Below are 15,085 nucleotides of genomic sequence, written 5' to 3'. Positions count from 1 at the left end.
GGTGGGCTTTTTGTTGCCTGGCAGAAAGGTGTGTTGTCTGGGCAGGCCCCATCGCTGGCAAGCCAGCTCCCACAATGTTCTGTGGTGTACCCAACATTGTGAACGACACAAAAACCTGTGGGAGCTGGCTTGCCAGCGATGAGGCCCTCACAGACACCATAAAATCCAACTGAATCTTGCGTTCGATAATCGCCCAAAACCCGCTTTAGCCAATTGAATCCGAACATCCGCCCCCCGCACCATTCGCTCCACAAAACCAATAACAACAGGTTCGACACCATGCTCCCGCGCCCTGCCCCGTCCGGCTGATTGCCGTCGTTTCACCTCTGAATACTTTCCAGGTCTGCACCCCGAAAACCGGTGGCAGCGCCCCCGTTCGCCTTAAAAAAACAAGAGAGACCCCAGCTATGACAACCTCCCCTGCGCCTTACGCATTTCCCGGTCTGATCGCCCTGGCCCTGGCCGGCGCGGCAATGCCCGCTGCGGCTGAAGAGGCCGGTTTCATCGAAGGGGCCAAGGTCAACCTGAACCTGCGCAACTTCTACATCAACCGCAACTTCACCAACCCGACCAAGGCTCAGGGCAAGGCTGAAGAATGGACGCAGAGCTTCATCCTCGACGCCAAATCCGGCTTCACCCAAGGCACCGTCGGTTTCGGCATGGATGTACTGGGCCTGTATTCGGTGAAACTCGATGGCGGTAAAGGCACCGGCGGCACGGCATTGCTGCCGCTGGATCACGACGGCCGTCCGGCGGACAACTTCGGCCGCACCAACGTTGCCTTCAAAGCCAGGCTTTCCCAGACCGAAGTGAAGGTCGGCGAGTGGATGCCGGTGCTGCCGATCCTGCGCTCGGACGACGGTCGCTCACTGCCGCAAACCTTCCGTGGCGGGCAGATCACCTCGAAGGAAATCGACGGCCTGACCCTCTATGGCGGCCAGTTCCGCGCCAACAGCCCGCGCGACGACAGCAGCATGAGCGACATGTCGATGACCGGCAAAGCGGCGTTCACCTCTGATCGCTTCAACTTCCAGGGTGGTGAATACGTTTTCAACGAAAAACGCACGCAGATCGGCCTGTGGAATGCCGAACTCAAAGACATCTACAGCCAGCAATACGTCAACCTGATCCACAGCCAGCCGCTGGGCGATTGGACGCTGGGCGCCAACCTCGGTTTCTTCTACGGCAAGGACGATGGCAGCGCCCGCGCCGGCGAGCTGGACAACAAGACCTGGTCGGGGATGTTCTCGGCGAAGTACGGCGGCAACACCTTCTACGTCGGCCTGCAGAAACTCACCGGCGACAGTGCGTGGATGCGCGTCAACGGCACCAGCGGCGGGACGCTGGCCAACGATAGCTACAACGCCAGCTATGACAATGCGCAGGAACGTTCCTGGCAACTGCGTCACGACTACAACTTCGTCGCGCTGGGCATCCCCGGTCTGACTCTGATGAACCGCTATATCAGCGGCGACAACGTGCACACCGGGACGATCACCGACGGCAAGGAATGGTGCCGCGAATCGGAACTGGGCTACACCGTGCAGAGCGGCGCGCTCAAGGACCTGAACGTCAGATGGCGCAACTCGACCATGCGCCGCGACTTCAGCAACAACGAGTTCGATGAGAACCGCTTGATCGTCAGTTACCCGATCAGCCTCCTCTAAACACTGATATTCCCCTGTGGGAGCGAGCCTGCTCGCGAAGAGGGCTTAACATTCAACAGAGATGTTGACTGATACACCGCCTTCGCGAGCAGGCTCGCTCCCACATTTGATCTCCTACAGGCAGTTATCGCCATTGGTCAGGAGAAGTGGCACTTCGCCGGCCGGCAGGTAAAGTGACAAAACCTGAAGGACTCAGGTGCTTCACCTTTCCGCTTCCGTCGTCGTAGTCGGTCCTCAAGCTGGGAGCCAGGTTGTCATCGGAAGACACCAACGATCACCGGAGGACCACCTCAATGATCTCTCGTCTCGCAACACCCGACTGGGACGCCAAGGCGTACCAGCAGTTTTCCCGTCTCAGGCAACGCCCGGTCCATGAATTGCTCGACCGTGTCGACCTGCCCAACCCGCAACGCATCTACGACCTTGGCTGCGGCACCGGCATTGCCACGCAATTGTTGGCCAAACGCTGGCCGCGTGCGCAGTTGCAGGGCGTCGACAGCTCCGCGCAAATGCTCGATGAAGCACGCTGTCTGCCGATCCGGGCATCATGGAAACACTGCGATCTGCTCGATTGGCAACCCGAGCAGCCGGCGGACCTGCTGCTCGCTGCCGCCGTGCTGCACTTTATCGGGGGGCCATGAAACACTGCTGCCGCACCTGCTCGGTTATCTGAATCCCGGCGGTTGTCTGGCAGCGCACATGCCGGACTGGCGCGATGCGCTGTGGTATCGGCTGATGCTCGATACCCTCGAAAACGGCGGCCCCGGCGGCACGCCGATAGGCACACCTGAACTGCGCCAGCGCATGTCGGCGCGGCCGTTGTTGGCACTGGAGGATTACTACCGGTTGCTCGCGCCGCTGACCTCGTCGCTGGATATCTGGGAGACCGAGCAGCTGCAGGTAGTCGACGGCAAATCACCGGTATATGACTGGGTGAAAGTTTCGGCGCTGCGGCCGGTGATGCAGGCGCTGAGTCCAGAGGAACAGACGCGGTTTATCTATCACTACCTGATGCGGGTGCATGAGCATTATCCGCAGGAGGGGGATGGGCACACGTTGTTTGCGTTCAAGCGGATATTTATTGTTGCCACGGTTTGATTGGTCGCGGCCACTATTGCTATCGCTGGCAAGCCAGCTCCCACAGGGATTTTCAGCGAACACAGATTTTGTGCACACCTGAAAAACCTGTGGGAGCTGGCTTGCCAGCGATGGCGTCAGCTCAGGCAACATCACTCCCGGGATTCGACTCCTAGCTCATCCCAAACCGACTCGGCCAAATGAAACGTCGCATTCGCCGCCGGAATCCCGCAATAGATCGCGCTCTGCATGATCACTTCCTTGATCTCACTCCGGCTCACGCCGTTATGGGCCGCCGCACGCAGGTGCAGCTTCAGCTCGCCTTCGCGGTTCATGCCAATCAGCATGGCGATGGTGATCAGGCTGCGCGTGTGCCGAGGCAAGCCCGGACGTGTCCAGATATCGCCCCAGGCATGGCGGGTGATCATTTCCTGAAACTCCGAGTTGAACTCGGTCAGCGTGGTCAGGCTGCGATCGACATGGGCATCACCGAGTACCGCGCGGCGCACTTGCATGCCTTCGTCGTAACGTTGTTTCTCGTCCACGAAAATCCCCTTATCAGGCGTTTAGAAACACCAACACACGATCACTGAAATCCGCGCCAGCCTGCACATTGGACAGGTGCGCCGCATAGAACTCGGCGTACTCGGCACCGCGTACATGTTCCTGAATAAAGTGCCCACCGGACGGCGGCGTCACCGCATCTTCCGTGCCGGCAATCACCAGCAACGGCACGTTGATCGACGCCAGTTGCTCGCGGAAATCGGCATCACGCACCGCTGCACAGTTGGCCGCATAACCTTGCGGCGACGTCGCCGCAAGCATGTCGGTAATCTGCTTGGCCGCTGCTGGATGAGCAGCCGAAAAGTCCGGGGTAAACCAGCGGGCAATCGACGCGTCACGCAGGGCAACCATCGCTGCCGCGCCGTCGCGCAGCACGGTTTCGATGCGTGGATTCCACACCGACGGATCGCCGATCTTTGCCGCTGTGTTGCAGACGATCAGCTTGTTCAGACGATGCCCGGCGTTGATTCCCAGCCACTGACCGATCAGGCCACCCATCGACAGTCCACAGAAATGCGCGCGCTCGATGTGCAGTGCATCCAGCAGACCAAGTACATCGTGGCCCAGTTGCTCGATACTGTACGGACCCGGCGTCACCAGCGATTTGCCGTGGCCACGGGTGTCGAACCGCAGCACGCGAAAATGCTCGGTAAACGCCGGCATCTGTACGTCCCACATGTGCAGATCAGTGCCCAGCGAGTTGGACAACACCAGCACCGGCGCATCGACCGGGCCCTCGATTTGATAGTGCAGTTCGCCATCGGCGAGTTGAACGAAAGCCACAGCCCTCTCCTTTCAGTCAGACAATGCGTTGTGTTCGGCCACCGCGCGCTCGACCCAGACTTGCGCCTGGCCGAGGTAATGGGCGGGGTTCAAAAGATGATCGAGTTCAGCGTCGCTCAGCTCAGCGGTGACCTTCGGCTCATCACCGAGTACGGCGCGCAAATGACGCTGCTCGGCCACCGCGCGTTTGCAGCATTGCTCAAGCAGATGATGCGCGGTGTCGCGGCCGACCCGCTGGGCGAGGACGATGCTCACGGCTTCCGCCAGCACCAGCCCCTGCGTCAATTCGAGGTTTCGGCCCATGCGCTCGGCATCGACTTCCAGGCCATCGGCCAACAAGCGAGCCTGTTGCAGCGAGCCCGAAACCAGGCAGCAAATCTCCGGCAAGGTTTCCCATTCGGCATGCCACAGACCCAGGCTGCGTTCGTGTTCCTGGGGCATCGCGCTGAACAGCGTCGAGACCAGACCCGGCACCCGCGTCGCTGCGCCGATCAACACCGCTGCGCCGACCGGATTGCGTTTGTGCGGCATGGTCGACGAACCACCCTTGCCTGGCGCCGATGGCTCGAACACTTCAGCTGCTTCGGTCTGCATCAACAGGCTGATGTCGCGGCCGAATTTGCCGAGGCTGCCGGCGATCAAACCGAGCACCGCGCCAAACTCGACCACGCGATCGCGCTGGGTGTGCCACGGTTGTTCCGGCAAGGTCAGTTGCAGTTCTTCAGCCAGCGCTTCGGCAATCGGCAAGGCCTGTTCGCCCAACGCGGCGAGGGTCCCGGAAGCACCGCCAAATTGCAGCACCAGCAAACGCGGCTTGAGTTCGCGCAAGCGCTGACGACTGCGAGTCACGGCGCCCAGCCATCCGGCGATTTTCATGCCCAGGGTCACAGGCGTCGCGTGTTGCAGCCAAGTGCGCCCGGCCAATGGCGTGGCCGCATGGCGTTGCGCTTGAGCGGCGAGCGAATCGGCCAGTTGCGCCAGATCGCTTTCGATCTGTTCCAACGCCTGACGCAATTGCAGCACCAGCCCGGAATCCATCACGTCCTGACTGGTCGCGCCCAAATGCACATAACGTTCGGCTTCAGCGTCGCGGGCAGCAATCTGCTTGCCGAGCGCCTTGACCAGCGGAATCGCCGAATTGCCCGCCGTGGCAATCGCCTCGCCCAGTGCCGCAAAGTCATATAACCCCGCGTTACACGCCGCAGCAATCGGTGCGACAGCCGAAGAAGGAATCAAACCAACCCGCGCTTCGGCCCGCGCCAATGCGGCTTCAAAGTCGAGCATCGCCTGCACACGGCCCTGATCGCAGAACACTTCACGCATATTGCGGGCAGTGAAGTAGGCATCGAACAATTGATTGCCCGGTCGCTGAGTCATAAACAGTCCTTGCCGGCGCGGGCCATGACGGCCCGCGCACTTCGGGTTAAAGATCGTGGTGCAAATACGCCGCCTGTTTCGGCAAGCGCAGACTGAACAGGAACGCGATCGCCATCATCGCCGTCACGTACCAGTAGAAGGAGTTTTCCATACCGATGTTCTTCAGGCTCAGGGCGACGAATTCCGCCGAGCCGCCGAAGATCGCATTCGCCACCGCATAGGCCAGACCGACGCCGAGGGCGCGGACTTCCGGCGGGAACATTTCGGCTTTTACCAGGCCGCTGATCGAGGTGTAGAAACTGACAATCGCCAGCGCCACGGTGATCAGCACAAACGCGAGGAACGGGCTGCTGACGCTTTTCAGGCTCAGCAGAATCGGCACGGTGAACAGCGTACCGAGCGCGCCGAACCAGAGCATCGAGTTACGTCGGCCGATCTTGTCGGCGAGCATGCCAAACAGCGGCTGCATGCACATATACAGGAACAGCGCGCCGGTCATGATGTAGCTGGCGGTCTTGGCGTGCATGCCGGCGGTGTTCACCAGATACTTCTGCATGTAGGTGGTGAAGGTGTAGAAAATCAGCGAGCCACCGGCGGTGTAACCGAGCACGGTGATGAACGCGGCTTTGTGATCGCGAAACAGTGCGCTGATGCTGCCAGCGTCTTTGTGCGCGCGGGTTTCCTTGTTGGTGGTTTCTTTCAAGCTGCGACGCAGGAACAGCGAAATCAACGCCGCCACCGCACCGACCACAAACGGAATCCGCCAGCCGTAGGCACGCAGATCGTCTTCGGTGAGGAATTGCTGAAGAACCACCACCAGCGACACGGCCAGCAGTTGCCCGCCAATCAGCGTCACGTACTGGAACGAGGCGAAAAATCCGCGCTGACCCTTGAGGGCGACTTCGCTCATGTAGGTGGCGGTGGTGCCGTACTCGCCGCCGACCGACAGGCCCTGCAGCAGGCGGGCGAACAGCAGCAGGACCGGCGCCCAGACGCCGATGTCCTTATAGGTCGGCAAGCAGGCAATCAGCAACGAGCCGAAGCACATCATCAGAATCGAGATGAGCATCGAATTCTTGCGCCCGTGCTTGTCGGCGACCCGGCCGAAAATCCAGCCGCCAATCGGGCGCATCAGGAAGCCGGCAGCGAACACGCCGGCAGTGTTGACCAGTTGCACCGTCGGGTTGTCGGAGGGAAAAAACGCCGGGGCGAAATAGATCGCGCAGAAGGCGTAGACGTAGAAGTCGAACCATTCGACGAGGTTGCCGGACGAGGCGCCGACAATGGCAAAGATGCGCTTGCTGCGCTCTTCACCGGTGTAATGGGAGGTGGTGGTTGTCATTGTTTTTCACTCGATAGGGACAGTGAGAGTCTAGACATACTTTGCAACAGTCCCGTTCCACAGTTCCATCAGCAACACAGTTCTCCCCTGTGGGAGCGAGCCTGCTCGCGAAGAGGGAGTGTCAGACGACATTTATGTTGGCTGACCCACCGCTTTCGCGAGCAGGCTCGCTCCCACAGGGGATTGGTGGTGTTCTTTTAATAATCGAAGAAGACGGTTTCGGCATCGGTGCCTTGCAGAATTACATTCCACTGGTAAACACCCGAGGCGTCCTGCTTGGCCAGCAACGTGCTACGACGTTCAGCCGGTACGCATTCGAGCAACGGATCATCGACGTTCGCCGGCTCGCCCTCAAAGTAGATCCGCGTCAGCAAGTGCTTGACCAAGCCACGGGCAAACACCAAAACCACCAGATGCGGCGCCTGAGTCGAGCCTTTCAGCCCCTCAACCGTACCCGGTTTGATCGTGGTGAAACGGAAGCGCCCTTCAGCGTCCACCGGCACCCGGCCAAAGCCTTCGAAATGCGGATCGAGCGGCTTGTCCTGCTCATCTTCCGGGTGGTCGTATTTGCCGGCGGCATTGGCCTGCCAGACTTCGAGCATGGCGTCGTTGACGACATCGCCATTGCCATCCACCACCTGCCCGGTGATTGCGACGCGCTCGCCAAGGGTTTGCTCGACGGTGAGGTTTTCGCGGTTCAGCCAGGTCAGGCCGATGTGGTAATACGGCCCGACGGTGTGGGACGTGGTCGCAGTCAGCGTCATCTTATTTCTCCATCGGCGTGGCTTCACGCCCGCGCAGCACGATGTCCCAACGATAACCGAGGGCGTAGGACGGAATGGTTTTTTCCAGATCGAAACTGGCGATCAGGCGTTCCTTGGCCGAGGTATCCGGCACGCAGTTGTAGATCGGGTCGTAGGCCAGCAGCGGATCGCCCGGGAAGTACATTTGCGTGACCAGGCGGGTGAGGATGCTCGGCCCGAACAGCGAAAAGTGGATGTGCGCCGGACGCCAGGCGTTGTGGTGGTTGCCCCACGGGTAGGCGCCGGGCTTGATGGTCTGAAACTGATACCAGCCGTCGGCATCGGTGACGGTGCGGCCGGTGCCGGTGAAGTTCGGGTCCAGCGGCGCGTCGTGCAGGTCGCGTTTGTGGTTGTAGCGGCCGGCGGCGTTGGCCTGCCAGATCTCCACCAGAATTCCCGGTACCGGCAGACCGTTTTCATCAAGCACGCGGCCGTGAATGATGATGCGTTCGCCTTGCGGCTCGCCTGCATGCTGGGCGGTCAGGTCGTTATCGGTGTCGCCCACACGCTCGGCGCCGATGGTCGGCCCGGTGATTTCCGACAGCGAGTGCGGCAGAAACACCAACGGCTTCGACGGCGAGCGCAGGTTGGTGGATTGATACGTCGGGTGCAGGTACTCAGGCTGAGTGCCTTCCTGCGGACGACGGTAACCAGGCTTGTCAGACATGTCGCTTTCCTCTGTTCTTTTTCGTCACGGCTTGCGTCAGACGCGTTCGATGGCCAGGGCCAAACCTTGGCCGACACCGACGCACATGGTCGCCAGACCTTTCTTGCCACCGGTCTTTTCCAACTGATGCAGTGCGGTCAGCACCAGACGCGCACCGCTCATGCCCAACGGGTGACCGAGGGCAATCGCACCACCATTCGGGTTGACCTGCGCAGCGTCATCCGCCAGACCCAGTTCGCGCAGCACCGCCAAGCCTTGGCTGGCAAACGCTTCGTTGAGTTCGATCACATCGAAATCGTTGACCGCCACGCCGAGGCGTTCGATCAGCTTGCGTACCGCCGGCACCGGGCCGATGCCCATCACTCGCGGCGCCACACCGGCGCTGGCCATGCCGAGCACTTTGGCGCGGGCGGTCAGGCCATGTTTTTTCACCGCTTCAGCGGAGGCGAGAATCAGTGCAGCAGCACCGTCGTTGACGCCGGAAGCATTGCCGGCGGTAACGGTTTTGTCCGGGCCGTTGACTGGCTTCAGCTTGGTCAGTGCTTCGATCGTGGTATCGGCACGAGGATGTTCGTCCTGGCTGACTACGGTTTCGCCCTTCTTGTGGGTGATCCGCACTTCGACGATTTCTTCGGCGAAGTAGCCCGCAGCCTGCGCGGCAGCAGTGCGTTGCTGACTGCGTAGAGCGAACGCGTCCTGATCGGCGCGCGACACTTTATAGTCGTCGGCGACGTTGTCAGCGGTCTGCGGCATCGCGTCGACGCCGTACTGCGCCTTCATCAACGGGTTGATGAAACGCCAGCCGATGGTGGTGTCTTCCAGCTTCATGTTGCGCGAAAACGCCGCGTCCGCCTTGCCCATCACGAACGGCGCGCGGGACATCGACTCGACACCGCCGGCAATCGCCAGCTCCATCTCGCCGCTGGCAATCGCCCGGAATGCTGTGCCGATCGCGTCCATGCCCGAAGCGCAAAGACGATTGAGCGTCACGCCCGGCACGCTGTCCGGCAGGCCCGCCAACAGCAGCGCCATGCGCGCGACGTTGCGGTTGTCTTCGCCGGCCTGGTTGGCGCAACCGAGGAACACTTCGTCGATGGCGCTCCAGTCCACCGATGGATTGCGTTCCATCAGGGCCTTGATCGGCACGGCGGCCAGGTCATCGGCTCGCACAGCGGACAAACCGCCGCCGAACCGGCCGATGGGCGTGCGAATCGCGTCGCAGATATAAACGTCACGCATCATGCTTCTCCCGGTGCCTGGCCGTGGGCGGCGGCAGTACGCGCTTCGAGATCGCGCAGCGCAGTCAGTTCGACTTCAGTCGGTTCAGCGGTGTTTTCAACATGCTCGGCAAAACGAATCGCCCAACCGGTGGCCGCGACCACTTGCTCGCGGGTCACGCCCGGATGCAGCGCGGTGACCACGAATTCGTGGGTGCCTTCTTCCGGCTCCATGATGCACAGGTCAGTGATGATGCCGACCGGCCCAGCGCCCGGCAGGCCCAGACGTTTGCGCGAATCGCCGCCCTCGCCGTGACCGACCGAGGTGATGAAATCGAGCTTGTCGACAAACGAACGCGCCGACTGTTTAAGGATGATCAATACGCTTTTCGCCGAACCGGCAATTTCCGGCGCGCCACCGGCACCCGGCAGACGCACTTTCGGCGAGAAGTAATCGCCAACCACGGTGGTGTTGATGTTGCCGAAACGGTCGACCTGCGCGGCGCCGAGAAAACCGACGTCGATGCGTCCACCCTGCAACCAATAGCGAAAAATCTCACCAGTCGGTACGACGGTGTCGGCAGTTTCCGCCAGTTCGCCGTCACCGATGGACAGCGGCAGCACGCTTGGCTTGGCGCCAATCGGACCCGATTCGTAGATCAGCACTACGTCCGGCGAAGAAGTCAGGCGCGCCAGGTTGGCGGCTTTCGACGGCAGGCCGATGCCGACGAAGCACACCGAGCCGTTCTTCAGGCGACGGGCCGCCGCGACGGTCATCATTTCATTGGTGGTGTAAGTCATTACTTGGCCTCCGAAGCAGCGGCCAATTTGGCCTGGAACGCGCTGAAGTCAGCGCAGCCATGGATGTATTCGTTGATCCACGCGGTAAACGTCTCACGGTCGCGGGCGATCGGATCCCACGCCTGATAGAAACGATTGTCGCGCTCGGTGTAACCGTGGGCGTAGGACGGATGCGCGCCACCGGGTACGTGGCAGACCGCGCTCAAGGCCCAGGTCGGCAGTACGCAGGCGTTCATCGGCGCCTTGAGGTCATCGACAATTTCTTCGACGGTGACGATGCAGCGCTTGGCGGCCAGAGCGGCTTCTTTCTGTACGCCAAGAATGCCCCACAGCAGCACGTTGCCTTGGCGGTCGGCTTTCTGTGCGTGGATCACGGTCACGTCCGGGCGCACCGACGGCACGGCCGCCAGCACTTCACCGGTGAACGGACAGGTCACGGTTTTGATCAGTGGATTGACCTTCGGCAGGTCAGAGCCGGCGTAGGCACGCAGCACCGCGAACGGCAGGCCGGAGGCGCCAGCGACGTAGGCATTCGCCAAGTCGGCGTGGCTGTGCTCTTCGATTTCGAGAGCGTGCGGCCATTGCTTCTCGACCGCGTCACGCAGACGGTGCAGCGAACCGACACCCGGGTTGCCGCCCCAGGAGAAAATCAGTTTGCGTGCGCAACCGGCACCGATCAGTTGGTCGTAGATCAGGTCAGGCGTCATCCGCACCAGCGTCAGATCTTTCTTGCCCTGACGAATGATTTCATGACCCGCTGCTGTAGGGATCAGGTGAGTGAAGCCTTCGAGCGCGACGGTGTCACCGTCGTTGACGAATTGCTTCACCGCGTCGTGCAGCGAAAGGATCTCAGCCATGGAGCGGGCTCCTGTTTTTGTAATGAATCGCCAGTGATAAAAAGGCGCGAGGTTCAGCGCCGGAGTCACTGCAGATTAAGCCTGGGGAAATGGCCAAACAATCCGATAATCGACTGAGTGTTCGTTTATCGAACAGATTGTTGTCAACCTATCGGTTCGTGTTGCCTGCAAAAGATCGCAGCCTTCGGCAGCTCCTACAGGGTTACGCGTTCACATGTAGGAGCTGCCGAAGGCTGCGATCTTTTCGCTTTACATCGAAATATCAGGTGGCATCCGCATGACTGACCATGCCTTTGATCAGCACCGCAGTAGTCGCCAATGCCGCCGGAATCACCAACGCCGTCAGCACCTGCTCGAAATTCCAGCCCAGGCCCAACAAGGTCGCGCCCATCCACGCCCCGAGAATCGCGCCAAAGCGGCCAATCCCCAGCATCCACGAGACCCCGGTCGCCCGCCCCTGCGTCGGATAAAACCGCGCCGCCAGCGACGGCATCGCCGATTGCGCGCCGTTCACACACATCCCCGCCACCAGTACCAAAGTCGCCAGCAAGGTGATGTTGCCCAGGCTTTGCCCCACCGCGTAGGCAAACACCCCGGCCAACAGGTAGAAAATGCCGATGACCTTGTGCGGATTGAAGCGATCCATCGCCCATCCCACAGCGACCGCGCTCAATACCCCGCCAAACTGGAACAACGCACCGATGAACGCGGCTTGCTCCATGCTCGCGCCACTGTCACGCATCAGCGTCGGCAGCCAACTGGTCAGCAGGTAAACGATCACCAGGCCCATGAAATACGTGAGCCACAGCAGCAAGGTGCCGGTGCTGTAAGTGCCGGAGAAGATCACCGCGAACACATTGCGTGCCTTGACGGTCTTTTGCTCCGGCACACTGAAACTGGAGGCCTGGGCGACGGTGACCGGGTCGATCGGCGCCAGGGTTTTGCGCACTTTGTCGGTGCCACGGTTACGGACAACAAGGTAGCGCGCCGACTCTGGCAGCCAGAACAGCAGCACCACGGCGAGAATCAGGGGCAAGATCCCGCCGATCATAAGCAAACTGTGCCAGCCAAACGCCGGAATCAGCTTGGCGGAAATAAACCCGCCACCGGCCATGCCGAGGTTGAAGCCGCAGAACATGCTGGTCACCAGCAGCGATTTCTTGCGCTCCGGGGTGTATTCCGAGAGCAGCGTGGTGGCATTCGGCATTCCGGCGCCCAGACCCAGGCCAGTGAGGAAGCGCAGCACCAGCAGTTGTTCAACGTTAGTGCTGTACGCCGACGCCAGGCTGAAGGCACCAAACAGGACGACGGCACCAACGAGTACGACTTTACGTCCGAAGCGGTCAGCCAATGGGCCGGAGCCCAATGCGCCGAAGACCATGCCGATCAACGCGGCACTCATCACCGGGCCGAGACTGGCGCGGTCGATGCCCCAATCCTGCGACAACGCCGGGGCAATGAAACCCATCGCGGCAGTGTCGAGGCCATCGAGGAAGACAATCAGGAAACACAGGATCACCACTCGCCATTGATAGCGCGAGATCGGTTGGGCATTGATGAAGGTCTGCACGTCGAGGCATTGACCTACAGCGGACTGAGGCTGGTTCATTATTTTTATTCCACGCAAAAAACGCAGTCGAACGGCGGCCGGCCAGAGAGCGGCACGGTCACAAGAATAGAAGGTCTGGATCAGGCGTTGCGGTGAACCCGGCAACAGCGGATGGGGCGGCGACAGTCGGGGAACATGCGCATGGTGAGTTGCCTCTTGTCATTATTATGGGAGTCGGCAGTCCGGCGGGCTCATTCACATCAGCGCCGGATGACGCTGCCGCGACATTAATGATCCGAGGGTTTTAGCGTCAATTCGATAAACGCGACACTGTGCGTTTATCGAACACTTCATCAGGCAAACAACTGCGCGCTGAGGTCGCGGCTGGCGCTGAGCAGGCCCGGCAGAAAGCGCTGTTCCAGTTCGGTACGACTGACGCGACCGGCGTGAGTGCTGACGTTGAGCGCCGCCACCACCTGGCCGGAAGCATCGTAGACCGGCACGGCAATCGAACGCAGGCCTTGCTCCAGTTCCTGATCGACGATGCACCAGCCTTGCTGCCGCACTTCCTGCAGACATTCGAGCAATGCATCAGGGGTATGGATCGTGCGACTGGTCTTGGCGACCAGTTCGGCGTGATCGAGGTACTCACGCAGTGATGTGTCGTCCAGTGCTGCCAGGAGAATCCGCCCCATCGAGGTGCAATACGCCGGCAAGCGACCGCCCACCGACAGATCCACCGAAATCAGCCGCTGGGTGGTCGCCGAACGGGCGATGTAGAGAATGTCGTCGCCTTCCAGCGTGGCCATGTTGCAGGCTTCGTGCAGTTGCTCGCTCATGCGGTCCAGGTAGGGCTGGGCGGACACCGCCAACGGCGTCGACGACAGATAAGCGTGGCCGAGGGTCAGCACTTTCGGCAGCAATGAGTAGGTGCGACCGTCCGTGGTGGCGTAGCCGAGTTTGATCAAGGTATGCAGGCAACGGCGCACGGCGGCGCGGGGAATTTCCGTGCGGTGACTGATTTGGGCGATGGTCAGATGGCGCTTGCGCTCCTGAAACGCTTGCACCACCGCCAAGCCTCGAGCCAGCGAGGTCATGAAGTCCGGATCACCGGTCAGCGCCTGGATGCGTTTGGCCGGCGAGGCGACGATCGGCGGCGCCACGGAGGTGAAAGAGTTGCGCATTTGATCGTTCATTTCTTGTCCTTCTATACGGCACGGATCAATGGGCTATACAAACGGCTTGCCGACCAATGCACAAGCGTCGGGCCTGCAAGATTGGGCGATTATCGAACCGCCGACCGATAATCGCAATCAGCTGTGCAGGTCGCCTCAAACCCTTTCCGGGGTTGGCGCAACTTCGGCCGTTATTTGAATCACAGCCTAAGTTGTTCGACTAAATGACGCCAAAAACTGATCGCGCGACAAATAAGGGCCAGCGAGCACTGCAACTAGAGACAAAAGTTGCGAGTCACAAAACAATCACACATCCGGAACCGTTTTTAACTTGGCAAAGATAGTCATTCCCGAATCGACCGCTATAATGCACCTCAGTGGCGCCTCGTTTTTTAATCGTCGAGGTTTTCACTCGCTGCGGCGATGTCCATCGCCAACAGCCCGGCCAGCGCCTGACGCGCATCACTCATGCAACGCCTGCGCTCGCTGAAACAGGAAACTGATGCTGCGTCAGTTTTTATCTGGTGCCGTAGCCGCCTGTAACACGGAAGTCTTGATCGCCCCACCGATTACACCAATGCCTGTCCTGGCGTTGAGCTCGCGGTGACGCCGTTCAATCGATTCGTTGCAGTGCGTTTCACCAGACACTTAACTCAACTCATACAGGTAGCACTGTGACGAAAGACGAACTGCGCGCGGAACTTGAGCGCCAGGAACAACGTTACAAGGAAGTTTACGGCGGGGAAGTCACCACCTACGCCGCTCAGCCAGAACCGGAACGTAAAGCGTGGCGTAAACGCCCTACCGTTCAGGATCAGGTTTTCCAGCAAGAACTTAAAAAGATGGAAGAAGAACTGAAACCCGAAGAGCCTTGAGCCTCGGTTCTCGATCTTTTGAAGGTTTACGTCCACACCGGTTACAAGCGCGGTGGAACGACGATGCCTCGCGCGCCCGCTACCCGCGGGCAGCGGCCATCACCCGCTCTTGCGGACTGAGGACGACCGTCCTACAGGTTTCACAGATATTTCAGACAAGCGTTTGAGCCCCCTCCGCATCGCTGAAATCATCTGCAAAACAAGACTTTTATCAAGTAAATCAATTGGTTAAAAAACCATGCGCAACGCTGGGTTTTCATGCTCTGCAACAAATTAAATCGAAGAAGTGTGTAACCGATGAGCAGGTAGGGGATCGATTTCCAGTCTTTTC

General features: G+C 60.2%; 13 protein-coding genes and 1 pseudogene. 3 read left to right on the top strand and 11 right to left on the bottom strand.

Going from position 1 to position 15,085, the window contains the following annotated elements; all coding sequences use genetic code 11:
* The first annotated feature begins 407 nt into the window (after positions 1–407).
* Positions 408–1,667 (top strand): OprD family porin, encoded by a 1,260-nt coding sequence (locus RMV17_RS06545; protein ID WP_311886052.1) that lies wholly within the window; start codon positions 408–410, stop codon positions 1,665–1,667.
* 293 nt (positions 1,668–1,960) lie between these two features.
* Positions 1,961–2,765 (top strand): annotated as a pseudogene (locus RMV17_RS06540) (methyltransferase domain-containing protein).
* A gap of 131 nt (positions 2,766–2,896) precedes the next feature.
* Here RMV17_RS06540 and pcaC read toward each other — a convergent pair.
* The 11 genes from pcaC to pcaR form a co-directional block, all read right to left on the bottom strand.
* Positions 2,897–3,289 (bottom strand): 4-carboxymuconolactone decarboxylase, encoded by a 393-nt coding sequence (pcaC, locus tag RMV17_RS06535; protein WP_311886051.1) that lies wholly within the window; start codon positions 3,287–3,289, stop codon positions 2,897–2,899.
* A 13-nt stretch (positions 3,290–3,302) separates the two neighbouring features.
* The gene (gene pcaD, locus RMV17_RS06530) at positions 3,303–4,091 is read right to left on the bottom strand and encodes a 3-oxoadipate enol-lactonase (protein ID WP_311886050.1); all 789 of its coding nucleotides are present in this window, start codon (positions 4,089–4,091) and stop codon (positions 3,303–3,305) included.
* Positions 4,092–4,103: 12 nt separating this feature from the next.
* On the bottom strand, positions 4,104–5,468 hold the full coding sequence (locus tag RMV17_RS06525; RefSeq protein ID WP_311886049.1) for a 3-carboxy-cis,cis-muconate cycloisomerase: 1,365 nt from the start codon (positions 5,466–5,468) through the stop codon (positions 4,104–4,106).
* 46 nt (positions 5,469–5,514) lie between these two features.
* Entirely contained in the window at positions 5,515–6,810 is a 1,296-nt protein-coding gene (locus RMV17_RS06520; protein ID WP_034153075.1) for an MFS family transporter, read from the bottom strand.
* A gap of 197 nt (positions 6,811–7,007) precedes the next feature.
* Positions 7,008–7,574, bottom strand: a complete 567-nt coding sequence (pcaG, locus tag RMV17_RS06515) for a protocatechuate 3,4-dioxygenase subunit alpha (RefSeq protein ID WP_102902710.1) — start codon at positions 7,572–7,574, stop codon at positions 7,008–7,010.
* A 1-nt stretch (position 7,575) separates the two neighbouring features.
* Entirely contained in the window at positions 7,576–8,280 is a 705-nt protein-coding gene (gene pcaH, locus RMV17_RS06510) for a protocatechuate 3,4-dioxygenase subunit beta (RefSeq protein ID WP_093438659.1), read from the bottom strand.
* 36 nt (positions 8,281–8,316) lie between these two features.
* Complete coding sequence (gene pcaF / locus RMV17_RS06505) at positions 8,317–9,522, bottom strand: 3-oxoadipyl-CoA thiolase (RefSeq protein WP_311886048.1); 1,206 nt, start codon at positions 9,520–9,522, stop codon at positions 8,317–8,319.
* Positions 9,519–10,298, bottom strand: coding sequence for a CoA-transferase subunit beta (locus RMV17_RS06500; protein WP_064393051.1), 780 nt, complete (start codon positions 10,296–10,298; stop codon positions 9,519–9,521). The genes pcaF and RMV17_RS06500 overlap by 4 nt, the downstream gene beginning before the upstream one ends.
* Positions 10,298–11,155, bottom strand: coding sequence for a CoA transferase subunit A (locus RMV17_RS06495; RefSeq protein WP_064393052.1), 858 nt, complete (start codon positions 11,153–11,155; stop codon positions 10,298–10,300). Before RMV17_RS06495 ends, RMV17_RS06500 begins: the two co-directional genes overlap by 1 nt.
* Before the next feature lie 262 nt (positions 11,156–11,417).
* The gene (locus RMV17_RS06490; RefSeq protein WP_034153069.1) at positions 11,418–12,764 is read right to left on the bottom strand and encodes an MFS transporter; all 1,347 of its coding nucleotides are present in this window, start codon (positions 12,762–12,764) and stop codon (positions 11,418–11,420) included.
* A gap of 293 nt (positions 12,765–13,057) precedes the next feature.
* On the bottom strand, positions 13,058–13,900 hold the full coding sequence (gene pcaR / locus RMV17_RS06485) for a pca regulon transcriptional regulator PcaR (RefSeq protein ID WP_007917109.1): 843 nt from the start codon (positions 13,898–13,900) through the stop codon (positions 13,058–13,060).
* 653 nt (positions 13,901–14,553) lie between these two features.
* Between pcaR and RMV17_RS06480 the strand changes: the two genes are divergently transcribed.
* Positions 14,554–14,754, top strand: a complete 201-nt coding sequence (locus RMV17_RS06480) for a hypothetical protein (RefSeq protein ID WP_034153068.1) — start codon at positions 14,554–14,556, stop codon at positions 14,752–14,754.
* Positions 14,755–15,085 lie beyond the last annotated feature (331 nt).

This window comes from Pseudomonas sp. VD-NE ins (assembly GCF_031882575.1).
GTDB lineage: Bacteria > Pseudomonadota > Gammaproteobacteria > Pseudomonadales > Pseudomonadaceae > Aquipseudomonas > Aquipseudomonas fluorescens_BZ.
This window is presented reverse-complemented; position numbering and strand designations above follow the sequence as displayed.

Excerpts from the sequence above, each read along its gene's own strand:
- RMV17_RS06545 (WP_311886052.1), top strand. The coding sequence starts at position 408 with ATGACAACCTCCCCTGCGCCTTACGCATTTCCCGGTCTGATCGCCCTG.
- RMV17_RS06525 (WP_311886049.1), bottom strand. The coding sequence starts at position 5,468 with ATGACTCAGCGACCGGGCAATCAATTGTTCGATGCCTACTTCACTGCC.
- RMV17_RS06520 (WP_034153075.1), bottom strand. The coding sequence starts at position 6,810 with ATGACAACCACCACCTCCCATTACACCGGTGAAGAGCGCAGCAAGCGC.
- pcaG (WP_102902710.1), bottom strand. The coding sequence starts at position 7,574 with ATGACGCTGACTGCGACCACGTCCCACACCGTCGGGCCGTATTACCAC.
- pcaH (WP_093438659.1), bottom strand. The coding sequence starts at position 8,280 with ATGTCTGACAAGCCTGGTTACCGTCGTCCGCAGGAAGGCACTCAGCCT.
- pcaF (WP_311886048.1), bottom strand. The coding sequence starts at position 9,522 with ATGATGCGTGACGTTTATATCTGCGACGCGATTCGCACGCCCATCGGC.
- RMV17_RS06500 (WP_064393051.1), bottom strand. The coding sequence starts at position 10,298 with ATGACTTACACCACCAATGAAATGATGACCGTCGCGGCGGCCCGTCGC.
- RMV17_RS06495 (WP_064393052.1), bottom strand. The coding sequence starts at position 11,155 with ATGGCTGAGATCCTTTCGCTGCACGACGCGGTGAAGCAATTCGTCAAC.
- RMV17_RS06490 (WP_034153069.1), bottom strand. The coding sequence starts at position 12,764 with ATGAACCAGCCTCAGTCCGCTGTAGGTCAATGCCTCGACGTGCAGACC.
- pcaR (WP_007917109.1), bottom strand. The coding sequence starts at position 13,900 with ATGAACGATCAAATGCGCAACTCTTTCACCTCCGTGGCGCCGCCGATC.